This window comes from Cyanobium sp. ULC082, from assembly GCF_977927535.1.
This window is the reverse complement of record NZ_OZ376397.1, coordinates 59,794-83,235: the sequence shown is the minus strand read 5'-3', so window position 1 is coordinate 83,235 and position 23,442 is coordinate 59,794. Positions and strand designations below refer to the sequence as shown.

Annotated in this window: 23 protein-coding genes and 1 tRNA gene; 10 read left to right on the top strand and 14 right to left on the bottom strand. The window is 67.0% G+C overall.

Going from position 1 to position 23,442, the window contains the following annotated elements; genetic code table 11:
* Window positions 1-32: 32 nt before the first annotated feature.
* Window positions 33-923 (bottom strand): 4-hydroxybenzoate polyprenyltransferase, encoded by an 891-nt coding sequence (locus tag ACXMDY_RS00460; protein WP_259702888.1) that lies wholly within the window; start codon window positions 921-923, stop codon window positions 33-35.
* Between the two features lie 92 nt (window positions 924-1,015).
* Between ACXMDY_RS00460 and ACXMDY_RS00455 the strand changes: the two genes are divergently transcribed.
* Window positions 1,016-2,647: a Ppx/GppA phosphatase family protein gene (locus tag ACXMDY_RS00455; protein WP_259702887.1), complete on the top strand. Its 1,632-nt coding sequence runs from the start codon at window positions 1,016-1,018 to the stop codon at window positions 2,645-2,647.
* 69 nt (window positions 2,648-2,716) lie between these two features.
* On the opposite strand, the gene ACXMDY_RS00450 is transcribed toward ACXMDY_RS00455, so the two are convergent.
* Genes ACXMDY_RS00450 through ACXMDY_RS00440 form a run of 3 tightly spaced genes read right to left on the bottom strand, consistent with a single transcriptional unit; the run spans window position 2,717 to window position 7,562 of the window.
* Window positions 2,717-3,880: an HlyD family secretion protein gene (locus tag ACXMDY_RS00450; protein WP_259702886.1), complete on the bottom strand. Its 1,164-nt coding sequence runs from the start codon at window positions 3,878-3,880 to the stop codon at window positions 2,717-2,719.
* Window positions 3,880-6,810: a peptidase domain-containing ABC transporter gene (locus ACXMDY_RS00445; RefSeq protein ID WP_259702885.1), complete on the bottom strand. Its 2,931-nt coding sequence runs from the start codon at window positions 6,808-6,810 to the stop codon at window positions 3,880-3,882. The genes ACXMDY_RS00450 and ACXMDY_RS00445 overlap by 1 nt, the downstream gene beginning before the upstream one ends.
* Entirely contained in the window at window positions 6,807-7,562 is a 756-nt protein-coding gene (locus tag ACXMDY_RS00440) for a peptidylprolyl isomerase (protein WP_259702884.1), read from the bottom strand. The genes ACXMDY_RS00445 and ACXMDY_RS00440 overlap by 4 nt, the downstream gene beginning before the upstream one ends.
* Before the next feature lie 62 nt (window positions 7,563-7,624).
* On the opposite strand from ACXMDY_RS00440, the gene ACXMDY_RS00435 reads away from it, so the two are divergent.
* The 4 genes from ACXMDY_RS00435 to ACXMDY_RS00420 all read left to right on the top strand — a co-directional run bounded on the left by ACXMDY_RS00435 (window position 7,625) and on the right by ACXMDY_RS00420 (window position 12,013).
* A complete protein-coding gene (locus tag ACXMDY_RS00435; RefSeq protein ID WP_259702883.1) occupies window positions 7,625-8,923 on the top strand; it encodes a glycosyltransferase in 1,299 nt (432 codons plus the stop codon).
* A 325-nt stretch (window positions 8,924-9,248) separates the two neighbouring features.
* Window positions 9,249-10,958: a methyltransferase domain-containing protein gene (locus tag ACXMDY_RS00430; RefSeq protein ID WP_259702882.1), complete on the top strand. Its 1,710-nt coding sequence runs from the start codon at window positions 9,249-9,251 to the stop codon at window positions 10,956-10,958.
* A gap of 120 nt (window positions 10,959-11,078) precedes the next feature.
* On the top strand, window positions 11,079-11,780 hold the full coding sequence (locus ACXMDY_RS00425; RefSeq protein ID WP_259702881.1) for a M23 family metallopeptidase: 702 nt from the start codon (window positions 11,079-11,081) through the stop codon (window positions 11,778-11,780).
* A gap of 95 nt (window positions 11,781-11,875) precedes the next feature.
* Complete coding sequence (locus tag ACXMDY_RS00420; RefSeq protein ID WP_259702880.1) at window positions 11,876-12,013, top strand: YqaE/Pmp3 family membrane protein; 138 nt, start codon at window positions 11,876-11,878, stop codon at window positions 12,011-12,013.
* Window positions 12,014-12,145: 132 nt separating this feature from the next.
* On the opposite strand, the gene ACXMDY_RS00415 is transcribed toward ACXMDY_RS00420, so the two are convergent.
* Window positions 12,146-12,217, bottom strand: a tRNA-Val gene (locus ACXMDY_RS00415).
* Window positions 12,218-12,449: 232 nt separating this feature from the next.
* Here ACXMDY_RS00415 and ACXMDY_RS00410 point away from each other — a divergent pair.
* Window positions 12,450-13,184 carry an EamA family transporter gene (locus ACXMDY_RS00410; RefSeq protein WP_259702963.1) on the top strand — a complete coding sequence of 245 codons (735 nt, stop codon included), beginning with the start codon at window positions 12,450-12,452 and terminating at the stop codon, window positions 13,182-13,184.
* A gap of 22 nt (window positions 13,185-13,206) precedes the next feature.
* Here the strand turns inward: ACXMDY_RS00410 and cobM are convergent, their stop codons facing one another.
* The 4 genes from cobM to petC are packed head-to-tail and all read right to left on the bottom strand — an operon-like array spanning window position 13,207 to window position 16,419.
* Entirely contained in the window at window positions 13,207-14,013 is an 807-nt protein-coding gene (cobM, locus tag ACXMDY_RS00405; RefSeq protein WP_259702879.1) for a precorrin-4 C(11)-methyltransferase, read from the bottom strand.
* On the bottom strand, window positions 14,010-14,894 hold the full coding sequence (gene lgt / locus ACXMDY_RS00400) for a prolipoprotein diacylglyceryl transferase (RefSeq protein WP_399235605.1): 885 nt from the start codon (window positions 14,892-14,894) through the stop codon (window positions 14,010-14,012). The genes cobM and lgt overlap by 4 nt, the downstream gene beginning before the upstream one ends.
* Window positions 14,891-15,838 (bottom strand): cytochrome f, encoded by a 948-nt coding sequence (gene petA / locus ACXMDY_RS00395; protein ID WP_259702878.1) that lies wholly within the window; start codon window positions 15,836-15,838, stop codon window positions 14,891-14,893. Before petA ends, lgt begins: the two co-directional genes overlap by 4 nt.
* Window positions 15,839-15,882: 44 nt before the next feature.
* Complete coding sequence (petC, locus tag ACXMDY_RS00390; RefSeq protein WP_259702877.1) at window positions 15,883-16,419, bottom strand: cytochrome b6-f complex iron-sulfur subunit; 537 nt, start codon at window positions 16,417-16,419, stop codon at window positions 15,883-15,885.
* 112 nt (window positions 16,420-16,531) lie between these two features.
* Here petC and ACXMDY_RS00385 point away from each other — a divergent pair, with 112 nt between their 5' ends.
* A complete protein-coding gene (locus ACXMDY_RS00385; protein WP_399244383.1) occupies window positions 16,532-16,918 on the top strand; it encodes a DUF3067 family protein in 387 nt (128 codons plus the stop codon).
* On the opposite strand, the gene tatC is transcribed toward ACXMDY_RS00385, so the two are convergent.
* Together tatC and ACXMDY_RS00375 are read right to left on the bottom strand one after the other, a co-directional pair.
* Window positions 16,913-17,704: a twin-arginine translocase subunit TatC gene (gene tatC, locus ACXMDY_RS00380; RefSeq protein WP_259702875.1), complete on the bottom strand. Its 792-nt coding sequence runs from the start codon at window positions 17,702-17,704 to the stop codon at window positions 16,913-16,915. The two genes, ACXMDY_RS00385 and tatC, sit on opposite strands and share 6 nt — an antisense overlap.
* Window positions 17,701-19,422, bottom strand: a complete 1,722-nt coding sequence (locus ACXMDY_RS00375) for an Rqc2 family fibronectin-binding protein (RefSeq protein ID WP_311133953.1) — start codon at window positions 19,420-19,422, stop codon at window positions 17,701-17,703. The genes tatC and ACXMDY_RS00375 overlap by 4 nt, the downstream gene beginning before the upstream one ends.
* Window positions 19,423-19,480: 58 nt before the next feature.
* Between ACXMDY_RS00375 and gmk the strand changes: the two genes are divergently transcribed.
* Complete coding sequence (gene gmk, locus ACXMDY_RS00370) at window positions 19,481-20,110, top strand: guanylate kinase (RefSeq protein ID WP_259702873.1); 630 nt, start codon at window positions 19,481-19,483, stop codon at window positions 20,108-20,110.
* A 58-nt stretch (window positions 20,111-20,168) separates the two neighbouring features.
* Here gmk and ACXMDY_RS00365 read toward each other — a convergent pair whose 3' ends face one another.
* Window positions 20,169-20,285 carry a Photosystem I reaction center subunit IX gene (locus ACXMDY_RS00365; protein WP_259702872.1) on the bottom strand — a complete coding sequence of 39 codons (117 nt, stop codon included), beginning with the start codon at window positions 20,283-20,285 and terminating at the stop codon, window positions 20,169-20,171.
* Between the two features lie 11 nt (window positions 20,286-20,296).
* Complete coding sequence (locus ACXMDY_RS00360; RefSeq protein ID WP_259702871.1) at window positions 20,297-20,776, bottom strand: Photosystem I reaction center subunit III; 480 nt, start codon at window positions 20,774-20,776, stop codon at window positions 20,297-20,299.
* Between the two features lie 76 nt (window positions 20,777-20,852).
* On the opposite strand from ACXMDY_RS00360, the gene tsaD reads away from it, so the two are divergent.
* Together tsaD and ACXMDY_RS00350 are read left to right on the top strand one after the other, a co-directional pair.
* Window positions 20,853-21,935 (top strand): tRNA (adenosine(37)-N6)-threonylcarbamoyltransferase complex transferase subunit TsaD, encoded by a 1,083-nt coding sequence (tsaD, locus tag ACXMDY_RS00355; RefSeq protein WP_259702870.1) that lies wholly within the window; start codon window positions 20,853-20,855, stop codon window positions 21,933-21,935.
* A gap of 28 nt (window positions 21,936-21,963) precedes the next feature.
* The gene (locus ACXMDY_RS00350) at window positions 21,964-22,233 is read left to right on the top strand and encodes a hypothetical protein (RefSeq protein WP_399241686.1); all 270 of its coding nucleotides are present in this window, start codon (window positions 21,964-21,966) and stop codon (window positions 22,231-22,233) included.
* A 22-nt stretch (window positions 22,234-22,255) separates the two neighbouring features.
* Here ACXMDY_RS00350 and ACXMDY_RS00345 read toward each other — a convergent pair whose 3' ends face one another.
* Window positions 22,256-23,437: a type IV pilus twitching motility protein PilT gene (locus ACXMDY_RS00345; protein ID WP_259702960.1), complete on the bottom strand. Its 1,182-nt coding sequence runs from the start codon at window positions 23,435-23,437 to the stop codon at window positions 22,256-22,258.
* Window positions 23,438-23,442 lie beyond the last annotated feature (5 nt).

The following is a 23,442-nucleotide window of genomic DNA, read 5'->3' as shown; positions in this document are numbered from 1 at the left end:
TCGGCTGAACGAGTCTGGGGCGGAGCGCTCCATCAGGGCCGCCCTGTCACCAGGGCCAGCAGCAGCAACCCGCCAAGCAGCACCTGATGCCGGAAGTGCGCGGCGAAGGTGGAAGTGGCCGGTTCACCGCGCAGCAGCAACGCCTCCCGCTGCATGGTGATCGCCGCGAAACCCCAGAGCGGCCAGAAAGGCCAGCTCACCCCCTGCAGGCTGGCGGCGATCGCCAGGAACAGGGCGGTGAGGCCGTAGCAGATGGCGACGGCGGTCGGAGCGGCGGCACCCAGGCTGAGGGCACTGCTGCGCAGGCCCACCGCGGCATCGTCACGCCGATCGGCCATGGCATACACCGTGTCGAAGCCGAAGGTCCACAACAGGGTGGCCGCCCAGACCAGCAGCAGGGGCCAGCCGCCACCCCCCTCGCCCCAGAGACCGCCGGTGGCGGCGGCCCAGGGGATCAGCACGGCGAAGCCCCAGCAGAAGGCCAGCACCAGCTGGGGGAAGGCGAACCAGCGCTTGGCGGATGGATAGAGCAGCACCGGCGGCAGGGTGGCGATCGCCAGTGCCAGGCAGAGCCCCCGCCCCCGCTCCGGCAGCAGGGCCACCACCAGCAGAGCGGCCAGCAGAGCAAGCACCAGCAGCAACGCAGCGCTGGCGACACTCACCCGCCCGCTGGCGAGGGGGCGGTTCCTGGTGCGCTCCACCAGGGGATCGAGGTGCCGGTCCCAGAGGTCATTGGCCACGCAGCCGGCTCCGCTGACAGCGAGGCCACCGAGCACGACCAGCCCGACCAGCGGCGCTGGCGGCGGCCCGGAGGGCAGCAGCCAGAGGGCCCAGCCGGCTGGAATCAACAGGATCAGACGACCACTGGGCTTCTGCCAGCGCAGCAGCTCGACCCAGCCCCGCAGGACGGCGCGGATGTGCATGGGGCCAGGTTAGTTGCGGGGACGCAGCCATCCGCTCACCCACCCGGGGCGCAATGGCAAAGTGACGCCGTTTGCGCCGGGCCATCGATCGGATGCCAGCCTCCACAGTCGCCCTGGATCCGTCGTCGGAGCTGCGCCAGGTGGCCGCGATCGACATCGGCACCAACTCGATTCACCTGCTGATCGCCGCCGTCGACCCCCAGACGCGCAGTTTCCGGATCATGCAGGCGGAGAAATCCAGCACCCGCCTGGGGGAGCGCGATCCCGACAGCGGTGAGCTGACGCCCGCGGCGATCGATCGGGCCTTCCTCGCCCTCGGTCGCTACCGCGACCTGGCCCACAGCCACGGGGCGGAGCAGATCCTCACCGCCGCCACCAGCGCCGTGCGGGAAGCCCCCAACGGCCGCAGCTTCGTGCAGGCGGTGCAGGAGCGGCTCGGGCTTGAGGTGGATCTGGTCAGTGGACCTGAGGAGGCCCGCCTGATCTACCTCGGAGTGCTCTCCGGCATGGCCTTCGGGGACCAGGCCCACCTGATCCTCGACATCGGCGGCGGTTCCACCGAGCTGATCCTCGCGGACGGACGTGATGCCCGCGAACTGACCAGCACCCGGGTGGGGGCGGTGCGGCTGCAACGGGATTTCGTTGACCAGGACCCCCTGACACCAGCGCGGCTGGCCTTCCTGCGGGCCTTCATCCAGGGGTCCCTGGAGCCGGCGGTCGACCGGGTCCGGCGGGCCCTCAAGCCTGGCGAGCGGCCCGTTCTGGTGGCCACCAGCGGCACGGCGATCACCCTGGCCGCCCTGGCCGCCGCCCAGGAGGAGCGGCCGCCGCTGCGGTTGCAGGGCTTCAAGGTGAGCCGCGAGCGGATCGATCAGCTGGTGGATCAGCTGGCGGCGATGACCCTGGAGGAACGCAAGGCGATCCCGGCGATCAATGAGCGGCGAGCCGAAATCATCGTGCCCGGTGCCCTGGTGCTGCAGCAGGCGATGGTGATGCTCAAGCTCCGCGAGCTGGTGATCAGCGACCGGGCCCTGCGGGAGGGGCTGATCGTCGACTGGATGCTGCGCCAGGGGCTGATCGTCGATCGCTTCAGCTTTCAGAGCAATGTGCGCCAGCGCACCGTCGAGGATCTGGCCCGACGCTTCCGCGTCGACCAGGCCCGGGCCCAGCGGGTCGCCGCCCACGCGCTCGAGCTCTACGACCGCTGCTCGGGCCTGCTGCACCACGATCATGGCGAAGGTCGCCAGCTGCTCTGGGCCGCCGCGATGCTGCACACCTGCGGGCAGCACATCAACATCAGCGCCTACCACAAGCACAGCTGGTATCTGATTCGCCATGGCGATCTGCTCGGCTATTCCGAAACCGAACAGGTGATGGTGGCGGCGATCGCCCGCTACCACCGCCGCAGCCTCCCCAAGAAGCGCCATGAGGCCTGGCTGCAGGTGCCCAGCGGCGAACAGCGCCAGACAGTCAATGCGATGGCTCTGCTGCTGCGGCTGGCCGCTTCCCTGGATCGCCGCCCGACGCCGGCGGTCAAGGCGCTGAGCGTCGCGATCAGGAACGGTCAGTTGAAGATCGGCCTGGAGGCGGCCGCCGCGGGGCTGGACCTGAGCCTGGAGCGCTGGAGCCTGGAGGCCTGCGCCGAACCGCTTGCCGAAGCCACCGGCGTGAAGCTGATGGTGCAGCTGGAGGCGGCAGCTGAACCAGGCAAGGGCAGGCCCTAGGAGCAGCAGATCAGCGCCGGTTTCAGGCCGGATGAGGGCTGGTAGTCAGGTTGGACTTCGGGTTGGTTTTCAGATCCGGCGCAGGGAATCGGCCCTGTTCTTGAAATCACTGAGCAGCAACTGCAAGTAGGTGACCTTTCGCAATTTGATGTTTGCGGTCAGGGACATGCCGACCTGCAAGGGAAGATCCTGGCCACTTTTCAGCTTGAGCTGCTGGGAAACGAGGCGGATATCGGCCGGGAAACGATAGGTTTGCTTCAGGGAATCGGGGGGCAGGGCATCGGAGCCAATCCGGCGAACGGCACCGGAGATCACCCCGAAATCGGAGGCGGGGAAGGAATCGATGCTGATATCAACCGGTTGGCCCACCTGAACGAAGCCGATCGAAGCGCTGGGAATTTCGACCCGTGCTTCGAGCTTGTCGAACGGAACGATCTTCATCACCGGCTCGCTCGTTTGGGCCACGAAACCACTGCCGGTTGGCTTGAGGTTGAACACCAGGCCGTCCACCGGCGATCGCACCTCCTGATAGCGGATGTTCACATTCAGTTCGATCAGCGAGGTGCGCAACTCCGCCAGCTGGCCGGCCAGCTCCTGTAGCCCCTGATTCAGGATCGCCTCCTGACGGAGCCGATCAGCGGCGGACTGTTCGAGTTTCCCCTGCACCTCCTGCACCTTGTTGCGCTGCTGCAGAAACTGCAGTTCGGCGGCGGCACCTTCGCGATTGAGCACATCGAAACGCTGAAGCACTTCCCCTTCGAGGGCGAGGGAGCGACGCAACATCGTTTGCTCCGTGGTGTTGAGATCGAGGGAACGGCCCAGTTCGGCCTGCTTGAGCTGAAGTTGCTGCTGCTTGTGGCGGATCGTTTCCCGGATGCTGCGCTGGCGATCAAGGCTGGCTTCGGTATCGAGGCGAAGCAACACCTGGCCCTGCTTCACCCTGTCTCCCTCCTTGATCAGAACGGATTTCACCACTCCGCCCACCGGCATCTGCACATCTTTGACCACACCAAGCGGCTCCAACTTGCCTGGCACGGTGACGATCTCCTCGGTCTGGGCCAGGGCCAACCAGCCCAGCGCAAAAGCCGAGAGGCCCATCAGGCTCCAGGTGATGCCCCGCACCCACACGGTGGATTGCTGAAGCACCACCGCCTCAGGTTCCGACTGCACCCCGCGTTCCAGGGCGTTCTGGGCCTGCCGGAAGGGAGACCATCGCCGAAAAGACCAGGCCATCAAGCGCTCTCCTGTTGGCGCGACTGGGCGTAGTAACGGCCCTGAAGGCTGATCAGTTCGGCATGGCTGCCGGTTTCGACGATCGCTCCCTGGTGCATCACCACGATCAGGTCGGCGCGGCGGATCGTGTTGAGACGATGGGTGATGAAGAAGGTGGTGCAACCGGCCATCCGCTCGCGGAGGTTGTCGCAGACCCGGCGTTCGGTGTCGTAATCGAGGGCGCTGGTGGCCTCATCCATCACCAGCAGCTTCGGGTTGCCGAGCAGGGTGCGGGCGATGGCCAGGCGCTGACGCTGCCCTCCGGAGAGCGATGCCCCCCGCTCGCCAAGCATGGAGCTGTAGCCATCAGGCAACGCCATGATGAAATCATGGGCCTCCGCGGCGCGGGCGGCGGAAACGATCGCTTCACTGGTGGCTTCTGGATTGGTGAGGGCGATGTTCGTGCTGATCGAACCGGAGAACAGCAACGGTTCCTGGGGCACGATGCCGATCTGGCGGCGGAGGGAATAGAGCTCCACCTTGTCGATGTCGTACTGGTCGATCAGGATCTGCCCGGAGCTGGGGCTGTAGAGCCGGGGCAACAACTTCATCAAGGTGCTCTTGCCGCTGCCGCTCTGGCCAACGATTCCCACGAAGGTGCCTGGCTGGATGGTGAGATTGACGTTCTTGAGAACCTCCGGAGTGGCTGGGCTGAACCGAAAGCTGACGGCCTGAAAATCCACCAGACCAACCAGCGGTGGCAGGGGGATCTTGGCCTGGTCGGCCTGGTTCGATTCCTCGGGTGTGTCCACCACATCGGCCAGCCGCTCGAACGACACCCGCAATTCCTGAATGTTCTGCCAGATCGAGGAGAGCCGCAGCAGCGGCTGGGTGACGAAGCCACTGATGATCCGGAAGGCGATCAGCTGACCCAGGGTGAGTTCGCCCTTGAGCACGAGGCTGGCACCCACCCAGAGCACCATCAGCTGGGAGAGCTTCTGGAGCACCTGGCTGGTTTCATTGAGTGCGGTGCCGGTGATCGCCTTCTCGAAGCTGCGGGCGATGTATTTGCTGTAGTACTCCTGCCACTTCCAGCGACTCACCATCTCGACGTTCTGGGCCTTCACCGTCTGGATGCCGGTGAGCACCTCCACCAGATGGGACTGGGTGCGGGCGTTCTCCTCGGCGGTGCTGCGGATCTGGCGACGGATCAGGGGAGAGCCCAGCAGGGTGAGGGCGATCTGGATCGGCAGGACAGCCAGAGCGATCAGGGTGAGCAGCCAGCTGTAGAGCAGCATCACCAGGATGTAGATCACCGAAAACACCGCATCGAGCACGGTGAGCAGGGCCTGGCCGGTGAGGAAGTTGCGGATTTTCTCCAGTTCGGCGATCCGGGTGCCGAGCTCGCCGACCGGCCGCCGATCGAAGTACCCCAGCGGCAGCCGCAGCAGGTGATCGATCACCTCGGCACCGAGCCGCAGATCGATGCGATTGGTGGTGTCGGTGAACAGGAAGGTGCGCATGCTGCCGATCAACCCCTCCATCAGCGTTACCACCACAAGGGCAAAACCCAGCACCTGAAGGGTGTCGAGGCTGCGCTGGGAGATCACCTTGTCGATGATCACCTGGATCAGCAGGGGATTGGCCAGGCTGAACAGCTGCACCACGAAGGAAGCCAGCAGCACCTGCAGCAACATGCCGCGATAGCGCTGCAGCGCCGGCCAGAACCAGCCCGGGCCAAAACGCTGCTCGGGGCTGCTGCTGCTGCGCTCCAGCATCAACAGCTCGATCCCCTCCGGGAAGTGTTCCTCCAGCTCAGGCGGTGAGAGTTGAACCCAGCCATCCCGGGGGGAGGCAAGCCGAAGGCCTGCGGCATTGCTGGCGGTGGCAATGGCAAAACCGCCGTTCCAGGGCAGCAGGCAGGGGGTGAGAAGGCGGGTGGCGGCGCGGGCGGGCACCTTGGCGCCGCTGACATGCAGCCCGAGCGTGGCCGCCAGCTGGCCGCAGAGCGGCAGATCAGGCGCCGGTTGGCGCCGCAGGGCACTGCGCAGGCTGGATTCGATCGCGTCGCGGCGGAAGGGAAGCTCCAGCAGCGTGGCCAGCATCTGAAAGCAGGCCAGGGTTTCATCCAGGGGGCCAGTGGCGCGGATCAGGCGCAGCTGCCTGGACGGATCGGACTGGCCGAGGTCGAGGTCGGAGGCAAGGGGTGGCCCGGCTGGATGCTCCTCGCCAGGCCCTGCTTCCGGGTCGCAGCCGGGAGCGGCGACCACGGCGAGCAGGGCCGCCGGCAGGGCGATCAGCCGGGCCGGCAGGGGTGGACGGACCACGGGCAGGGGATCGCCACGGCGCAGCACCGTTCCAATCTCCGCTCCACCCAGGTTGGCGCTGGCCACCACCAGAACCTCCTCTTCGCCCAGCGTGGCCCACACCCCCGGCCCGGCCGCCAGCAGACGGGCCTGAGCGCTGGCCTGGATCAGGCTCTGCCGTTGCTGATCGGAATCGAAGCAGCGGGCACTGTCGACATGGAGCACCGTCAGCAGCGCCTGCAGCTCGGCCGGCCAGAGCTGGGCGGCACACCAGCTGCGGAAGGCCGCACTGCTGGCGTGGAGCTCCAGGATCAGGCGATCCGGCAAGGCGACGGCCCGAACGGCACTGGCGGCACTCACCTCTTCACAGGCCGCAGCGCGCAGCAGCGAGGCCAGACCAATGATGGAGCCAGGTCCGAGCCGCTCCAGGGTGAATGGCAGACCGTTGGTTTCGGCCAGCAGGCGGGCCTGGCCTTCCAGCAGCACCACCACCCGATCGGCGAGCACGTCGGCGCGGCTGATCGAGGCCCCGACGGGGAAATCCACCAGGGTTTGGGCCTCGGCCAGCCGCCGCTGATCGGCAGCGGGGAGATCGCGGAATGGGGCCAGATCCAGCAGGGAGCTGGGGGGGAGCAGGGTGGTCATCGATCCAGGATCGACAGGCCGGGCAACTGCTGCCGCACGCTCTCCTCCACCCAGGCCTCGAACAGCTCACGGGCCATCGCCAGCTCTGTGGCGGCATCGAAACAGGCCGGCCGCAACGCCTCAAGACGCACGACCAGCCACCAGGTGTCGATCTGCAGGGGGAGGCGCAACTGGCCCGGCTGGCTGCTGCGCAGCAACTCGGCGAGGGCTGGATGGGCCTGGATCAGCGGCACCGGGCCGATCACGCCCCGGGTGCGCTGTTCCGGCCCCATGGCATGGCTGGCGGCGAGTTCGGCGAAGTCGGCTTCTCCTTCGGCGATGCGGAGGTAGAGCTCCCGGGCCAGAGAAGCCTCACGAACCCGCAGCAGGCTGTAAACAACCTCATCGAGCTGATGCTTGCGGGCCAGGAAGTGGTTTTCGCTCCGGTGAGCGAAGTGCTCGCGGCAATGGGCCTCGATGCGGCTGGGAAGTTCCGCCTGCCAGGCGGCATCAGCGCGGCTGAGGCCGCGCTGATGGCAAAAGGCATCCAGCTCCGCTTCGCTGCCGATGCCGTGGCGGCGACACCAGCCCTGCAGGGCGGCCTGGCGATCCTGCTCCGGCAGGGCAATGGCTTCCACCGCAGCAGCGATGATCTGCTTGCGCAGCAGCGGCAGCAGCAGATCGTGCCGACTGAGCCAACGCCGCTGATCAGCGGTGATGGAAAAGCAGTCTGGGGTGGCGGCACCAATGCTGCGGGGCTGGATCGCCTCCATGGTTTGCCGAGATTCCATCAAGAGGATACAGAGCGCCGCCGGGCGAAGCCACCGGAGGGTCGATGGGCTTCACACTCTGGGCAGGTGATGGCCTCGACAAGACGGAAACCCAGCCGATGAACGTGCTGTTCGTGCATCAGAATTTTCCGGGGCAATATCGCCACCTGGCGGCCGCCCTGGTGGCCCGTGGCGATCAGGTGACGGCGATCGGCGGCCCCACGGCGCAGCCGCTTGATGGCGTGCTGCTGCATCGCTACAACCCCCTGCCAGCCGGTGGAGTGCCGGCCTGCCACGACTGGGCGGCCGACCTGCAGACCAAGGTGCTGCGCGCCGAGGCGGTGGCAACCCGGATCGACGCGCTGCGAAGCCAGGGGCTCAAGGTGGATCTGGTGATCGGCCATCCCGGCTGGGGCGAGCTGCTGGCCATCAAGGATGTGCTGCCCGGGGTACCGGTGCTGCACCAGCTGGAGTTCTTCTATCAATTGGCGGGTGCCGATGCCGGCTTCGATCCGGAGTTCACCAGGCCGGGCTGGCCTTCCCGGGCCCGCCTGCGCCTGCGGCGTGCGCCCCAGCTGCTGGCCCTGGAAGACCTCGACTGGGGCCTGGCGCCCACCCGATGGCAAGCCAGCACCGCACCGATCGCCTACCGCGATCGGATCAGCGTGATCCATGAAGGCATCGACACCCAGCTGGTGGCAACGCGGCAAGGTGCCGAGATTCGGCTGGAGCGGGCGGGCCTCACCCTGCGGCCCGGCGATGAGGTGGTGAGTTTCGTGGCCCGCAACCTGGAGCCCTACCGGGGCATTCACTGCTTTCTGCGGATGCTGCCGTTGCTGCAGCAGCTGCGCCCCCAGGCGCGGGTGGTGATCGTGGGCGAGGACGGCGTGAGCTACGGGGCGCCGCCACCAGGAGGCGGCAGCTGGAAGCAGGTGCTGCTGCAGGAGCTTGCCGGCAGGCTCGACCTTTCCAGGATTCACTTCGTGGGGCGCATACCCCATCCGGTGTTGCACGAGCTGTTCCGGATCTGTGCCTGCCATGTGTATCTCACCTATCCATTCGTGCTGAGCTGGAGCCTGCTGGAGGCGATGGCCTGCGGTGCTGTGGTGATCGGTTCGGCCACCGCACCGGTGCAGGAGGTGATCGAAGCGGGCCGCAATGGTTTGCTGGTGGATTTCTTTGATCAGGAGGGCTTAGCGAATGCCATCGCTTCGGTGCTAGCGGACCCCAAACGTTTCAGCTCCCTGGGCCTAGCGGCCCGCCAGACCGTGGTGGAGGGCTATGACCTGGCGAGCGTATGCCTGCCGGCCCAACTGGCGCTGGTGGATGAAGTGGCGGGCGGGCGATTGCCGGTGCTCAGGTGATGGTGAAGGACGTGTTGGTGAGCACCTGGCCGGGGGGGAGGGTGGCGAAGGCGATGGAGCCGCTCACGCCAGCGCCGTCTGCGTCTCTAACGCACAGACCCGAAAGCAGAATTGAGAACGTGATGGTTCCATACCTGAAAAGTGCTGATCTCCCAATGGTGTCTCGGATGCTGCCTTGGGCGATACCCCCGCTCACCGGCACATCGGAACAATCACACCTGTAGCAATCCAGGGTCTTGTCGTCACGATGAGGCGATTTAAGTGGATGGTCGCGAGAGTCTTTGCGTGGCACGAGCTGTTCTGCTGATCCAGCCGCCCCCCTCGCATGACGGAGAACCCTGGCTACCACGACCGAATCAATCCCGATCTGCTCAGCAGGATTCCGCTGCAGGCCCGAGCCGTGCTGGAGGTGGGCTGCGGCACCGGCGCCCTTGGCGCGGCATTCAAGGCCCGCAACCCAGGCACGTTCTATGTGGGGGTGGAGCAGCAGAGCGGGCCGGCCGAGCGGGCCATCGAACGCCTCGACCTTGTGATCAGGTCCGATGCGGAAGATCCGGAGCTGCGCCTGCCGCGCCTGCCGCCGATCGACTGCCTGATCTACGGCGATGTGATTGAGCATTTCCAGGATCCTTGGGCCACACTCCCCCGCCATCTGGCCTGGCTGGATCGAGATGGGGTGCTGCTGGCCTGCATCCCCAACGTGCAGCACTGGTCGGTGTTGACGGAACTGCTTCATGGTCGCTGGCCCGTGGCGGATGAAGGGCTGTTTGATCGCACCCACCTGCGCTGGTTCACCCGTCAGAGCATCGAGGCCCTTGTGGCCGGTTGCGGCCTGCACCTCCATGAACTGACGCCGCGGATTTTTCGCCCTGAGGAGGCCCAGGCCTTCGTGCGAGCGCTCGCCCCGGCCCTCGGCGCCATGAAGATCGATCCGAACGAGCTGCTGGCAGGGGTGGCGCCTCTGCAGTACCTGCTGCGGGCCAGCCGCCGCCCCCGCCAGCCCCTCCACCTTGATGCGCTCACGCTGCGCCCCCAGGCCGGCATGGTGGATGTGCGGATGACACAGCCGCTGCAGGCCCTCTCCAGCCAGCCGGCGATCAGCATCCGCTCCAGTTCAGGGCCCCTCACCCTGCTGCCGGCCACCTCCACGCTGCCCAGGCTGCTGATCTGGCAGCGACCGATGCTCTCGCTCACCGATTCCCTTGAGTCGCTGCGCCAGCTGCTGCGCAACGGTTATGTGATCGTCAGCGAATACGACGACGATCCCGGGCACTGGCCGGCGATTGCCGAGAATCGCCATCTCTGCTTCACCGGCCTGCATGCCGTGCAGGTGTCCACCCAGCCTCTGGCGGAGCGGATTCAGCCGTTCAATCCGGAACTGGCCGTGTTCGCCAATGCCATCGAGGCGCTTCCGGCTCCCCGGCCGGCGGAATCGGAGCCGGAGCTGCAGCGGCGCCCCCTGCGGCTGTTTTTCGGCGCCCTCAACCGCCAGGCCGACTGGACCCCCTGGATCGGGCCGCTGAACGAGGTGCTCAGGGCCGACCCCGATCGCTGGCAGGTGGAGGTGGTTCACGACCGGGCCTTCTTCGAGGCCCTGGCCATCCCTGGCCGGACCTTCACGCCCACCTGCGATTACCCCACCTACCGGCGGCTGATGGGGAGCTGCGACATCGCCTGGCTGCCCCTTGCCGATACGCCCTTCAACCGCTGCAAATCAGACCTCAAAGCCCTCGAAGCCGCTGCCCACGGTCTGGCGATCCTGGCCAGCCCCACGGTGTATGCCGCCACGTTCAAGGCGGGCCTGAACGGCCAAGTGTTCACCACGGCGGACCAGCTCAGGCAAGCCCTCACCAGCTGGCGGGCCGACCCCATGGCGATGGGCGAGCTGGGCCAGAGGGCCAGAAGCTGGGTGGGCGATAACAGGATGCTCCATCACCAGGTTGCGGCGCGGGAGGCCTGGTACAGAAGCCTCTGGGATCGGCGTGAACAACTCACCAGGCTCCTGCTGGAGCGGGTGCCGGAACTCCAGGGCTGAGGGCCGTTCAGCCAGCTTGCTTCCAGCGCCCCGATGAACCACTCCCTTCACCGCCGCCTTGCCCCCTTGGCATGCAGCGAATCAACGTTACGTTCGAAATCCAGGCGTTGATGCAGCTCGGTGGCGGCCCCAGGCAACAGCAGGCGAAGGCTGGCGACCGCCGGGATCAGCGCCGGCCTGTTCGTGGTCGGGCTGTTCGTGGCCGGGCTGTTGCTGGATATCCCTGCTCAGGCCCAACCAACAGACGGGATCGAGCCCCAGCCGCCACGGCCCTTGATCACCCCGCCTGAAACGGAGGTAGCCGACCTGGGCGGCGGCGATCGGGCCGATCAGGGCCTGCCGGCCGGCCTGCCAGCTCCCGGCCAGATGCTCAGCCTTGCCTATCCCCTGGCACGGCCCGCCACGGAGAGCGATCCCTTCGGCTGGCGGTTCTCCCCCTCCCGCCAGGCCTGGCGATTGCACACCGGCGTTGACCTGATCGCGGCAGAAGGAACGACCGTGCGCGCTGTTCTGCCGGGCCGGGTGCAGCTGGTGGAAGAGATCAGCGGCTATGGCCTCACCGTGGTGATCGATCACGGCAGGGGATGGCAGAGCCTCTATGCCCACCTGCTGGATGCCACGGTGCAACCAGGCGAGGCGATCAACGCCGCTCAGCCGCTGGGCCGGGTGGGCCAGAGCGGACGGGCCACGACGGCCCATCTCCATTTCGAGCTGCGGCGCCTGCGGGAGGGCCGAAGGGTGGCGGTGGATCCGGGGCCCCTGCTGCAGGCACCATTGGAAACCATGACAAAAGCTTGGATCAGTTCCGATCCTCCACCTTGAATGGGACGCCTGAGCGGACCCGTTCATGACTGTCGGCGACATTTTCCGGGATCATTCTTGCCTTCATCCTGCCCCCCTTCGCTGTAGCCACGCAGGTGGGCTTCAGTGGAGCGTTCTGGTTGAATCTGCTGTTCTGGCTGCTCAGCTTCGGCTTCTTTGGCCTGCCCCTGCTGGGCGTGATGTGGCCCGTGGCGGTGATTCATGCGATCTACATCATCGTGACGCGCAAATAACCTGATCCCTCCAGACCCTTTCAAGAGTTCTCCGAAAAAACAGAAGCCTGATGTCATCCAGCCTCAGGCATTCAGGCCCACCGGATGGCCGAATCAACGGCATCGCGATGCACGGATTCCACCAGCCATGAATGGGCGATACTGGATTCGAACCAGTGACCCCTTCCGTGTGAAGGAAGTGCGCTACCGCTGTGCTAATCGCCCGCACCTCCTGATCTTAAAACACTGCCAGCAGCCCCCTTCGACGCCCCAGCGCTGACCCTGTGGCCGGCCCTGGCCCTGCTCACTGCCTGCTGCGAAACCGCTCGCGACATCGCCACCCGCAGCCTGTTGCGCCGCAGCGGCTGGTCGGCAGGATTGGTGATGGGGCTGAGCTGCCTGATCTCGGCCCTGCTGACCCTGCCGTTGCTGCTGCTGGCACCCCCAGACGCCCGATCTGGTCAAGCTGCTGGTGGCCCTGGCGGCCAGCGGGCTGGTGAACAGCGTGGCGTTCTGGGCCTACGGCAGGGCCCTGGCCCGCGGCGATCTCAGCCTGGTCCTGCCGCTGATCAACCTCTCCCCCCTGGTCCTGCTGTTCAGCGGCTGGTGGCTGCTGGGAGAGCGTCCATCCCCGGGCTCCAGTGTCGGGGTGGCCTTGCTGGTGGTTGGCTCCCTGCTGCTGGCCCGCGGCGCTGAGCCTGGTGTCCGGCTGTTGCAGAGCCCCGGGGCACGGCCGATGCTGCTCGTGGCCGTGCTTTGGGGAGTGGCTGCCACCTTCGACAAGGTCGGTGTTCAGGCCAGCGGCAGCCTCACCTGGGTGGCCCTGTTCAACCTGGTGGTGGCGGCGGGGCTGCTCACCCCGGCCTGGCTGCAATCCGGGCGGAAACAGGGGAGCGTGGATCCGGTGGCCGGCGCCGTTGGCCAGCCAGTCGGCCCGCAGCGGCTGCTGCTGCTCTGCGGCCTGCTGCTGCTCTGCGGTCTGGTCGGCGCGGTGGGCATGGTCAGCCAGATGGAGGCCCTGCGATCCACCGCCGTGGTGCACGTGATTGCGATCAAGCGGCTCAGCACCCTGTTCAGTGCCGTCGTCGGGGTGGTCTGGCTGGGGGAAACGCGGGCTGGATTGCGCCTGCCAGGGGCCAGCCTGATGCTGGCGGGAGCGGTGAGGCTGCTCGCCACAGCCGGTGGCTGGTGACCCCCAGGCTCAACCCTCTGCCTCAGCTGGAAGGCTGAGCTGGGGAGGCTGGAATCAGGGACACAGCCGGTGTGGCTGGGCGGAACAGATGATCATGGCTCCCGGAGTAGAGCTTGGAGCGGGCCTGGCCGGGCTGTTGCAGGGCCGGACTGACCACGTAGAGGGTGGTGCGGATCAACTGGCGCTCCCGGCTGGTGGCGGCAAGCTCCCGCAGCGGCACCACCGTCAGCCACTGGTCGGGCCAGCTCACCCGATAGCCGATCGCCACAGGTGTGTCGCCTGGGTAGTGCTCCAGCAGGATCTCCTGAACCTCCTCCACATGCCTGGCACTGAGATAGAGGCAGAGCGAGGCCCGCAGGGCAGCGAGCCGCTGCAGGGATTCACGCTCGGGCACGCCGGTGCGGCCGGAAGCGCGGCTGAGCACGATCGTCTGGACCAGCCCCGGAATGGTGAGCTCGGCGTTGAGGGCAGCGGCGGTGGCCTGGTAAGCGCTCAGGCCCGGCACCACCTCCACCGCCAGCTCGGCTTCGTTGAGACGGCAGATCTGCTCGGCCAGGGCGCCATACAGGCAGGGATCTCCGTCATGCAGCCGCACCACCTTGAGGCCGGCTCGGGCCCGGTCGATCAGCAGCTCCATCACCCGCTCGAGGGTGAGGCTGCTGGTGCGGATCCGCTCGCAATGCGGCGGAGCCAGGGCGGCAATCTGGGGTGACACCAGCGAATCGGTCCAGACGAGAACATCGGCCGCAGCGATCGCCGCCGCCGCCCGCAGGGTGAGCAGATCGGGAGCACCCGGTCCTGCCCCGACAATCAGGACGGGGTGACTCAAGAGCCGCCCCCTTCCGGAGCTGCCAGGCCTGGATCGGGAAGGGCGCGGCGGCGGCCGTACAGCCACCAGAGGCCCAGTGCACCGATCGCCACCAGCAGCAGGCTCATCAACTGGGCCATCCGCAGGCCGCCCTCGCAGAAGGGGGGCAAGGAGAACAGGCAGAGCGGATCGGTGCGGAGCCCCTCGATCCAGAACCGCCCCAGGCTGTAGGAGATCAGATAGACGCAGCTGAGGGCACCGTTCGGCAAGGGGATCCTGCCCCGCTCACCCAGGCGGAACAGCACCAGCAACAGGGCCAGAACCCCCAGATTCCAGATCGACTCGTACAGGAAGGTGGGGTGGAAGAAAGGTTCATCGATGAACGGTGCCGGCCGGTTCATCGGTGGAATCGAGAGCTTCCAGGGCAGATCGGTTGGAACCCCGAAGGCTTCGGAATTGAAGAAGTTCCCCCAGCGGCCGATCGCCTGGCCGAGGGCCACGGAGGGAACCAGCACATCCAGCAGGTTCCAGAAGGCCAGCTTGCGCCAGCGGCAATAGACGATCACCGCCAGGGTGCCGCCGAGCAGGGCGCCATGGATGGCGATACCGCCCTGCCAGATCGCCAGGGCGCTCAGCCAGTTGAGTTGATACTGGCGCCACTCCAGCAGCACGTAGTAGAGGCGGGCACCGATCACGGCCGCCAGCACGAGGATCGGCAGCAGGTCGGCGATCAGGGCTGGATCGATGCCGCGGCGCCGGCCCAGCCGGGTGGCGAGCAGCAAGCCCACCAGCACGGCGATGGCGATCAGCAGGCCATACCAACGCAGAGAAATGGGCCCCAGATCGAACAGGAGGGGGCCCGGGGAACTGAAGCTGGCCAGATCAACAGGGGAGAGAATCAAATCCCTTCAGCGGCCTGCACTTTCTCCACCTGCTTCTTCTTCAGCACCAGCAGGATCTGGGCGAGCACAACAGCTGCGAAGAAGGCCAGCATTCCGTAGATCCGCACGGGGTTCTGCAGCACGATTTCAGCATCAAGCTGGCCGAAACCGCCCACATTGGGATCATCGGAGATCGGTGCTCCTGCTTCCACGGCATCGCCGACGGCAACCAGGACGGCAGGGCCTGCGGGAACCGTATCGCTGACACTGGTGCCATCGGCAGCGCTGATCTCCACCACCGTGGCTCCGTTATCGCCAGGGCTGATCGCGCTCACCGTGCCGCTTGTGGAGGCGTTGTAAACGGTGTTGTTGCTCTTCTCACCGGTGGGATACACCTGGCCGCGGCCGCGGTTGCCACCGACGTGAATGGAATACTTACCGAAGTGAATGCTGCTGTCAGCGCCTGGATCTGGAGAGAGAATCGGGAAAACGATCTCCTGATGCTGATCGCCGGGGAGGGGACCCACCAGGAGGATGTTCGGATCGTTCTCGCTGTACTGGGTGTAATACACACCGGCGGTTTCCTCCTTGAGCTCCTCACTCAGCCGCTCCGGAGGGGCCAGCTTGAAGCCATCGGGAAGCATCACCACCGCTCCGACGTTGAGGCCGCTGCGGCTGCCGTCCGCCCCCACCTGCTGAACGGCGGTGTCGTAGGGGATCTTGACGACAGCCTTGAAGACGGTGTCAGGCATCACGGCCTGGGGCACCTCCACCTGGGAGAGCTTCTTGGCCAGGTGGCAGTTGGCGCAGACGATCTTGCCCGTTGCTTCCCGGGGATTCTCGTAGTTCTGCTGAGCCCAGAAGGGATAGGCCCAGCTCGCCTGGGGAGCTGCCAGCAGCACGCTGAACAGCAGCAGCGTGGACGCCAGCAGGGAGGGCAGCAGCGGGGAGAGGGTGCGGCGCATGGGTGGAGCGGACGGGCGGGGAAGGGGGGAATGAACGCGGACGATCAAGTCCACCAGGGCTTGTCACCGGTGCGGAAGTCGGTGTCGGACCATTGGCTCAGGAAGACGTTGTCGTTCTCGACCGTGACGTTGGCGAGAGCCAGGGAGAGGGGCGCGGGCCCGCGCACCACCTTGCCGGTGGCGTCGTACTGGCTGCCATGGCAGGGGCAGACGAACTTGTTGGCGCCGTTGTTCCAGGGCACAACGCAGCCCAGGTGGGTGCAGATCGCGTTGATGCCGTAGCTGCCGATCGCCTCGGGGCCCTCGACCAACAGATAGGTGGGATCCCCTTTCAGGCCCTGAACAAGACTGCGATCACCTTCTTTATGGGTGGAGAGCCAGCCACTGGCCGTGACGCTGTTGCCCAGCTCGTCTTTGGCGGTGGTGCCGCCACCACTGCCGGCTGGCCGGGGCGGGATGAAATAGCGGGCCACGGGATAGAGAGCCCCCAGGGCCACCCCGGTGACGGAACCGAAGGTCAGCAGATTCATGAACTGCCGACGACCCATTCCGGGCACGTCGCTCGCTGGGATCTGGGTCATAGGGACGTTCCTTGCAGCCAGTCAGGCGTGGCGCCCATTATGACCTTTGCGCTTCCCGCCTTGCTTTGTCCCAACAGGGATCCGCCCGCGCCGCGCAACATGCTGTTGTGGAATGGAGCTTCCCGCTGCCGTGATCCCAGCCGATCCGAGCCCCAGAACCGATCGCTCCGAAGCCGAAGGGCCGCTTGGATTCGAGGAACTGGTGCAGTTGCTGCAATCCCGATGGCAGGCCTCCTACGACCTCCAGCTGGTCCAACGCCGGGGCCGGCTCCATCTCCAGGTGATGTGGGCCTATCTGGAGCAACAGTCCTTTCCGCTCGATGCCGAGGCCTACGCCAACAAGCTCGAGGCCCTGCTGGAGGTGGTCAACGGGCTGGGGGTGGCCGAACAGGTGCGCCAGTGGTTGCGCACCACCCGGGACAAGCCACGGCTCGGCAAGGCGATGAGCCTCACCTTGGAGCCGATGGCGGGAGGTCGCAGCAGGGAATTTCTGTTATGAGGCGGCCGGTGGCGGCGCCTCTCCCCGCAAGCGTTCGGCCAGGGCCACCAGGGCCACCCCCAGCAGGAACAGGGCCGAGATCGCTCCGGTGAGCAGAAGCATGGTCACCGGGTCGGTGGAGGGGGTCAGCACCGCGCCGGCCAGGGCCGCCACCAGAAGCACCGACCGCCAGGCCGCCAGCATCGTGGTGGCACGGATCAGGCCGAAGGCCCCGAGCAGCAGCTGCAGCACCGGCAGTTGAAAGGCGAGGCCGGTGGCCACCATCAGCAGCAGCACAAAATCCAGATAGCGCTCGATCGACCAGATCGGCTCGACCACATCGGCGCCATAGCTGATCAGAAAGCGCAGGGCCGCCGGCGCCAGGGCCCACCAGGCGAAGGCGAGACCGGCCAGGAACAGCACGGCCGAGCCCGCCACCGCCGGCGCCACCAGGCGACGCTCGCGGCGGGTCAGACCGGGCAGCACGAAGGCCAGCACTTCGTAGAGGATGTAGGGAAGGCTCAGGCTGAGCCCGGCGTAGCCCGCCACCTTGATCGACACGAACAGGAACTCCCCCGGGGCCAGCTGCAGAAAGCGGATCCCCTCGGCAGGCACCTCCAGCAGCCGCACCAGGGGCCGTGCCAGGGCCAGGCAGCCGGCAGCCGCGAGCAGCAGCACCAGCAGACTGCGCAGGACGCGCCGCCGCAACTCCTCGAGGTGCTCCACCAGGCTCATCTCCACCTCGCCGGGGAACTCATCGAGGCGGCGGAGTGGGGGTGACGGCGGCTGCAGGACTGGTTCGTTCATGGGGCTGATCCTGCCGTCAGGCTAGGGAGCAGAGACCGTGCTGCGTTCAGCAGGGCCGGGGCGCGGCCCGGGTCGGCCCACATCACCTCCCCACCGCGATGGCGCACCGTTCCGGGTCCAGCCCCGGCGATTCTCTGCAGCTGCTCGCTCGGCACCATCACCACGGCCACCCGTCGGTTGCCCCGGGCCCGGCTGAAGTGGGCCGCCAGGTCGGCGGCTGCCTGCAGATCCCCTTCCCCGGTGGCTGTCTCCGATCCCTTGAGGATCACGTGGCTGCCCGGACACTCCTGGGCATGGAACCAGATGTCGCCCCGACGGGCCTGCCGCAGGCTGATCCAGTCGTTCTGGCGGTGGTTGCGGCCCACCTGCACCCGCACCCCCCCCGGGGTGAGCAGCTCCAGGGGCTGGGGGGTGGCGGCCGATTCCGGCACTGCCGAGCGGCGGCGGCGGCCCTGCTGGTCAGCACCACGGCGAGCCAGCATCGCCTCGACGTCCTGCTCCAGGGCCAGCAGGTCGCCGGGCTGCTCGGCGTGCTGCTCCAGGAAGATCAGACTGGCTTCGATCCGCTCCAGGTGGCGATTGTGGAGCTCCAGTCGCGGCCTGATCGCCTCCACGGAGCGCCTCAGGCGGCGGGCGCGCTTGTAGAGGGCCTGGGCCTCACTGATCTGCTCCCGGCTGGGGCTGGCGCTGCAGAGCAGGACATCGGCCCGTTGCTGCAGGGCATCGCTGCCTGCCACCTGGTCGAGCAGGGCCTGCTGCTCGTCCCGCTGGCGCTCCTGCCGCGTGCGGGCAGCGAGCAGCCGCTGCTCCAGGTGATGGCGTCGCCTGATCGCCTCCTGCTGTGCCAGCAGCGGCCCGTAGTAGGCAGCCAGCGATCGGTTCAGACCGCCCGGGGCAGCCGCCGCGCCCCAGCAGCGGTAAGCGGTGGCACCACCTCTGGCGAAGCCGAAGCGCTCCTGCTCAAGGGCGCCGAGCCACTGCTGCCACCGGCTCCAGAGTTCCGCCCACTCGCTCTCACGCAGCTCGGTCACAGGCAAAGCCAGCAAACGGGCCGCCTCACCAGGCTGATCTCCGGCCAATTGCAGCGCCAGGGCGGGGCTGACCCCCTGGTAGGTCTGCTGCAGGGCCTTCTGCAGGCTCACCGGCACGAGCGCAAGGCGACGGCGCCAGTGAGCCATGCTCTCGTCACTCCGGGGCCGGTCCGCCTGCAGGGGTGGCGGCGGTCCGTAGGCATCACCGCTGCCGATCGGCCGCAAGCGCGACTGCTGCTGACGCACCTGCCGGGCCAGGGTGATCACCCGGCGCTGGCCATCGAGCAGGAACACATTGCTGTGGCGGCCCATCAATTCAACGATCAGATGGCGGCTGATCGGCTCACCCGGCCTGGGGGCGAACTGGAGGTCGACCACCCGCTCCCAGCCCTCCTGGACCAGGGCCACCAGGGCCAGGCCGGCCAGGCCATGCTGCAACTGCTGGGCCAGGGTGCTGCCCTGACCCTGGCGGGGCGGCGGATCGATCGCCAGCAGGCGTGGCGCCTCAGCCAGCCAGCTGATCTCCAGCCAATGCCGACCCTGCTGGCTGCGCAACCCCAGCTGCAGGCTGTGGGGGGTGGGTTGCTGCGCCTTCTCGAAGCGGCTGGGCAGCAGCAGCGGCCGCAACTCCGCCAGCACCGCCCGCAGCGTGGTGAGATCGATGGCCTGGAGGGTCGTGGCGTTCAACGGAGCGGCGACGCGGCACGGGCTCCCTACTCTGCTGTCTGAACGGCACAGGCAGGCCATGGCGGCAGCAATCGCAGCGGGGATGGCGGCGGGGATGGTCGAGCCGTCTGTGCCCGGTCGGCTCAGTGTGATCACCGGCCCGAGCGGTGTCGGCAAGGGCACCCTGATCGCCGCCCTGCGCCAACGACACCCGAACCTCTGGCTGTCGATTTCCGCCACCACCCGGGCTCCCCGGGCTGGTGAGAGGGAAGGCGAGCACTACTTTTTTCTGCCGCGGCAGCGCTTCGAGCAGTTGGTGGAGCAGGACGGACTGCTGGAGTGGGCCGAATTCGCCGGCAACCTCTATGGCACCCCGCGCCAGCCGGTGGAGCAGCAGCTGGCCGCCGGCCGATCCGTGCTGCTTGAAATCGAGCTGGAGGGGGCCCGGCAGGTGCGCCGCAGCTTCCCGGCGGGCTTCCAGGTGCTGATCAAGCCGCCTTCCTTCGCCGAACTGGAGCGGCGCATCCGCGGCCGCGGTACCGAGAGCGTCGAGGCCATCGAGCGACGGCTGACCCGGGCGCGCCTGGAGCTGCAGGCCGAGGCCGAATTCGATGCCGTGCTGCTGAACGGCGTTCTCGATGAGGCCCTGCTCCAACTGGAAACGTTGCTGGGGCTGCCTGCTGAGCCGGCGGCCTCCTCCAGCGCCTGAGGGCTGTTCATGAAAAAAGCGGCCCGCGGGCCGCTTCAAAGGGATGGCTTTGCCGAGCTCAGAGGCGGTGGATGATCAGGTCGGGGAAGAGGCGGAAAATCTCGATGGTGAGTCCGGCGGTGAACGTGAACCAGATGGCGGCCACGACGGGGGCAGTGGTGAGGAACTTCTTCATGGTTCGAGGGATCAGCGGGGGGAAACGGTCACTTTGGAGTCGGCTTCCACCATGGCTCCGCCGACAAACTCCTTGAAGGCAGCCAGGGGCCACACTGCGGCGCCGAGGGTGGATTTGAACGCCAGGGGCATATCGATCTGGATTTCCCGCATGGTGGCGTCCTTGCTGCCGCGGATGGCGATCAGATAACTGCGCCCGGCCCAGCCGATCGTGCCGGCGATGTAGAGGAAGAGGAGGCCAGGGATCAGGAAATCACCGGCGTGGCTCCAGCGACCATCCACGATCAGGCGAGGCAGGCCATCGGTGCCACAGAGGGCCTGGCTGTAGTTCTCGAAGCGAGCTTTGGCCTGGGGGGTGCTGGCGGCACTGGCGCGGGCTTGAAAGCGAGGGCTTTCAGCGCAGGGGGTCAACCCGGCGATATCGGCATGGGCCGCTGGGGCGAAGCCGATGATCAGCAAGGCGGAAATCAGAACGGCGAAGAGGCGGCGCATCGTGTCCGGTACCTGGGAATGACCTGCCGCAGGGCAGGATGTCACTGGCGGACAGTAAGAGAGTTCCAGGGAGCCCATGCCCACGGTTCTAGCCGTCGAAACAAGTTGTGACGAGTCGGCGGCTGCCGTGGTGCGCGATCGCCAGGTGCTGGCCAGTGCGGTGGCTTCCCAGATCGAGGAACATGCCCGCTGGGGTGGCGTGGTGCCGGAAATCGCTTCCCGCCGCCACGTCGAAGCCCTGCCGCAGTTGATCGCCGAGGTGATGGCCCGCTCCGGCCTGGCTTACCGCGAGCTCGACGCGATCGCCGCCACCGCCGCTCCTGGCCTGGTCGGCGCCCTGCTGGTGGGGTCGATCACCGGCCGGACCCTCGCCAGGCTGCATGGGCTCCCCTACCTGGCCATCCATCATCTGGAAGGACACCTCTGCTCGGTGCAGCTGGGGGAGCCGCTCCCACCAGGCCCCTACCTGGTGCTGCTCGTCAGTGGTGGACACACGGAACTGATCCGGGTGGACGGCCCTGGCTCCTACAGCCGGCTTGGCCGCAGCCACGACGATGCCGCCGGCGAAGCCTTCGACAAGGTGGCCCGCCTGCTCGGACTGGCCTACCCCGGCGGACCGGCGATCGAAGCCGCCGCTGTGGGCGGCGATCCCCTGCGTTTCCGCCTGCCCCAGGGACGGGTCTCCCGCCCGGCAGGAGGCTTCCATCCCTACGACTTCAGCTTCAGCGGTCTGAAGACGGCGGTACTGCGGCTGGTTCAGAAGCTGGAGGCGGAGAACCGGGCGAGCGGGGCGTCCGATCTCCTGCCGATCGCCGATCTGGCCGCCAGTTTCGAGCATGGGGTGGCCGAAGTGCTGGTGGAGCGCAGCTGCCGCTGCGCCCACGACCATGGGCTCGGCACGGTGGTGCTGGTGGGCGGCGTGGCTGCCAACCGCCGCCTGCGGCAGAAGCTGGAGCGCCGTTGCGGCGAGCTGGGCCTGGCCTGGCGCGTGGCCCCGCTGAGCTACTGCACCGACAATGCGGCGATGATCGGCGTGGCTGCGGCCGAGCGCTTCGCCTCCGGTGCCCGCAGCTCCACGGCCCTGGGGGTGGCGGCACGGCTGCCATTGGAGGAAGCCGATTGCTTATACAACCCCTCTGGTTCTTTTGGTTTCCCGTAAGGTGAAACCATCATGTTGGGAGGCTCTGATGGCTGCAGCTGAGACCAGCGATCAGGGTCTCGCCGCCGGCCCGGACCAGGCCAGAAGCGATAACCAGGCCCAGAACCCGGAGCAGCCCCATGCCGGAACCCCGGAAAGCCAGGCTGAGCACAGCCTTCTGGTCGGTCCCGACGAGCTCAATGCCTGGCGGCGGGGATTCACCCCTCAGGCCGAGATCTGGAACGGACGACTGGCCATGCTCGGGCTCTCCCTGGGCATCGCGGCGCTTCTGCTGATCAGGCTGCTCACCCAGCCCTGAGCCGGGCAGACCAGATCAAGCCTCAGACCCGGCCCCTCAGAATCTGGGCGAGTTCGTTCGGCCGATTGCTCATGACAAGTGCCGCTTCTGCCTCCACCCTGCCGCTCTGCACCAGCTCCGCCAGGGACTGATTGATCGTGTGCATGCCGTCAAAGGCGCTTCGGGCCATGATCTGCTCCACCTCATCGAGCTCGGCGCGCCTGATGTAATCACGGCAAGCATCATTGTTGATTAAAATATCATGAAAAGAGGCCATCTTGCCGTCCGTTGATTTCAGCAGTCCCTGGGAGATCACGGCAAGCAACGATTCCGAGATCGCCTCACGAATGTTGTCCTGTTCCTGCGGTGGGTACATCCCCATGACCCGCTCCACCGTCTTCACCGCTGAGTTGGTGTGCAGGGTACCCAGCACCAGGTGGCCGGTCTGCGCCGCCTCCATGATCGTGGTGAGGGTTTCCCGGTCGCGAATCTCACCGATCAGGATCACATCGGGGTCTTCCCGCATCGCCGCCCGCAGCGCCGTGCTGAATTGAGCCGTGTGGCGTCCCACCTCACGCTGGCGGATCAGGGAGCGCTGGCTGGTGTGCACAAACTCCACCGGATCTTCGATGGTGATGATGTGCTTGTTCTGGGTGGTGTTGATCCACTGGATCATCGCCGCAAGCGTTGTGCTCTTGCCGCTGCCCGTGGGGCCGGTCACCAGCACCATTCCCTTGCGATAGGTGGTCAGGGTTTTGAGCACCTCCGGCATCTGCAGGGCATCGAGGGTCGGTATGACCTGGGGAATCAGCCGCAGCACCATGCCGGCCCCCCGCAACCCATCGAAAAGGTTGATCCGCAGCCGCGCGAACGAAAAGGCGTGGGAACCGTCGTAATCCTGTCTGTGGAGGAACTGATCCAGCTCCACCGGGCTGAGAATCTCCCGCATCCAGCTCTGGAACTGAGCCAGTTCAGTGGGCGGCCAGCCCGTGGCTCGCATTTCCCCCCGGGCGCGAAAACGGGGCTCCTCCCCCACCCCCAGGTGCACATCGGAGAAGCCGTTGGTGTGGGCGATCCGGACGATCTCCTCCAGGCTGGCCGGCAGCAGGGCGGCCTGGACACCGGCAGGACTGGCCGCGGCAAGCGGCGGCAGGGGCGGCAGGGGCGGCGGCGAGGGCGGCAGGGGCGGGGCGTTCGCAACGCCAGGAATCACCGACTCCGGCATGGGGC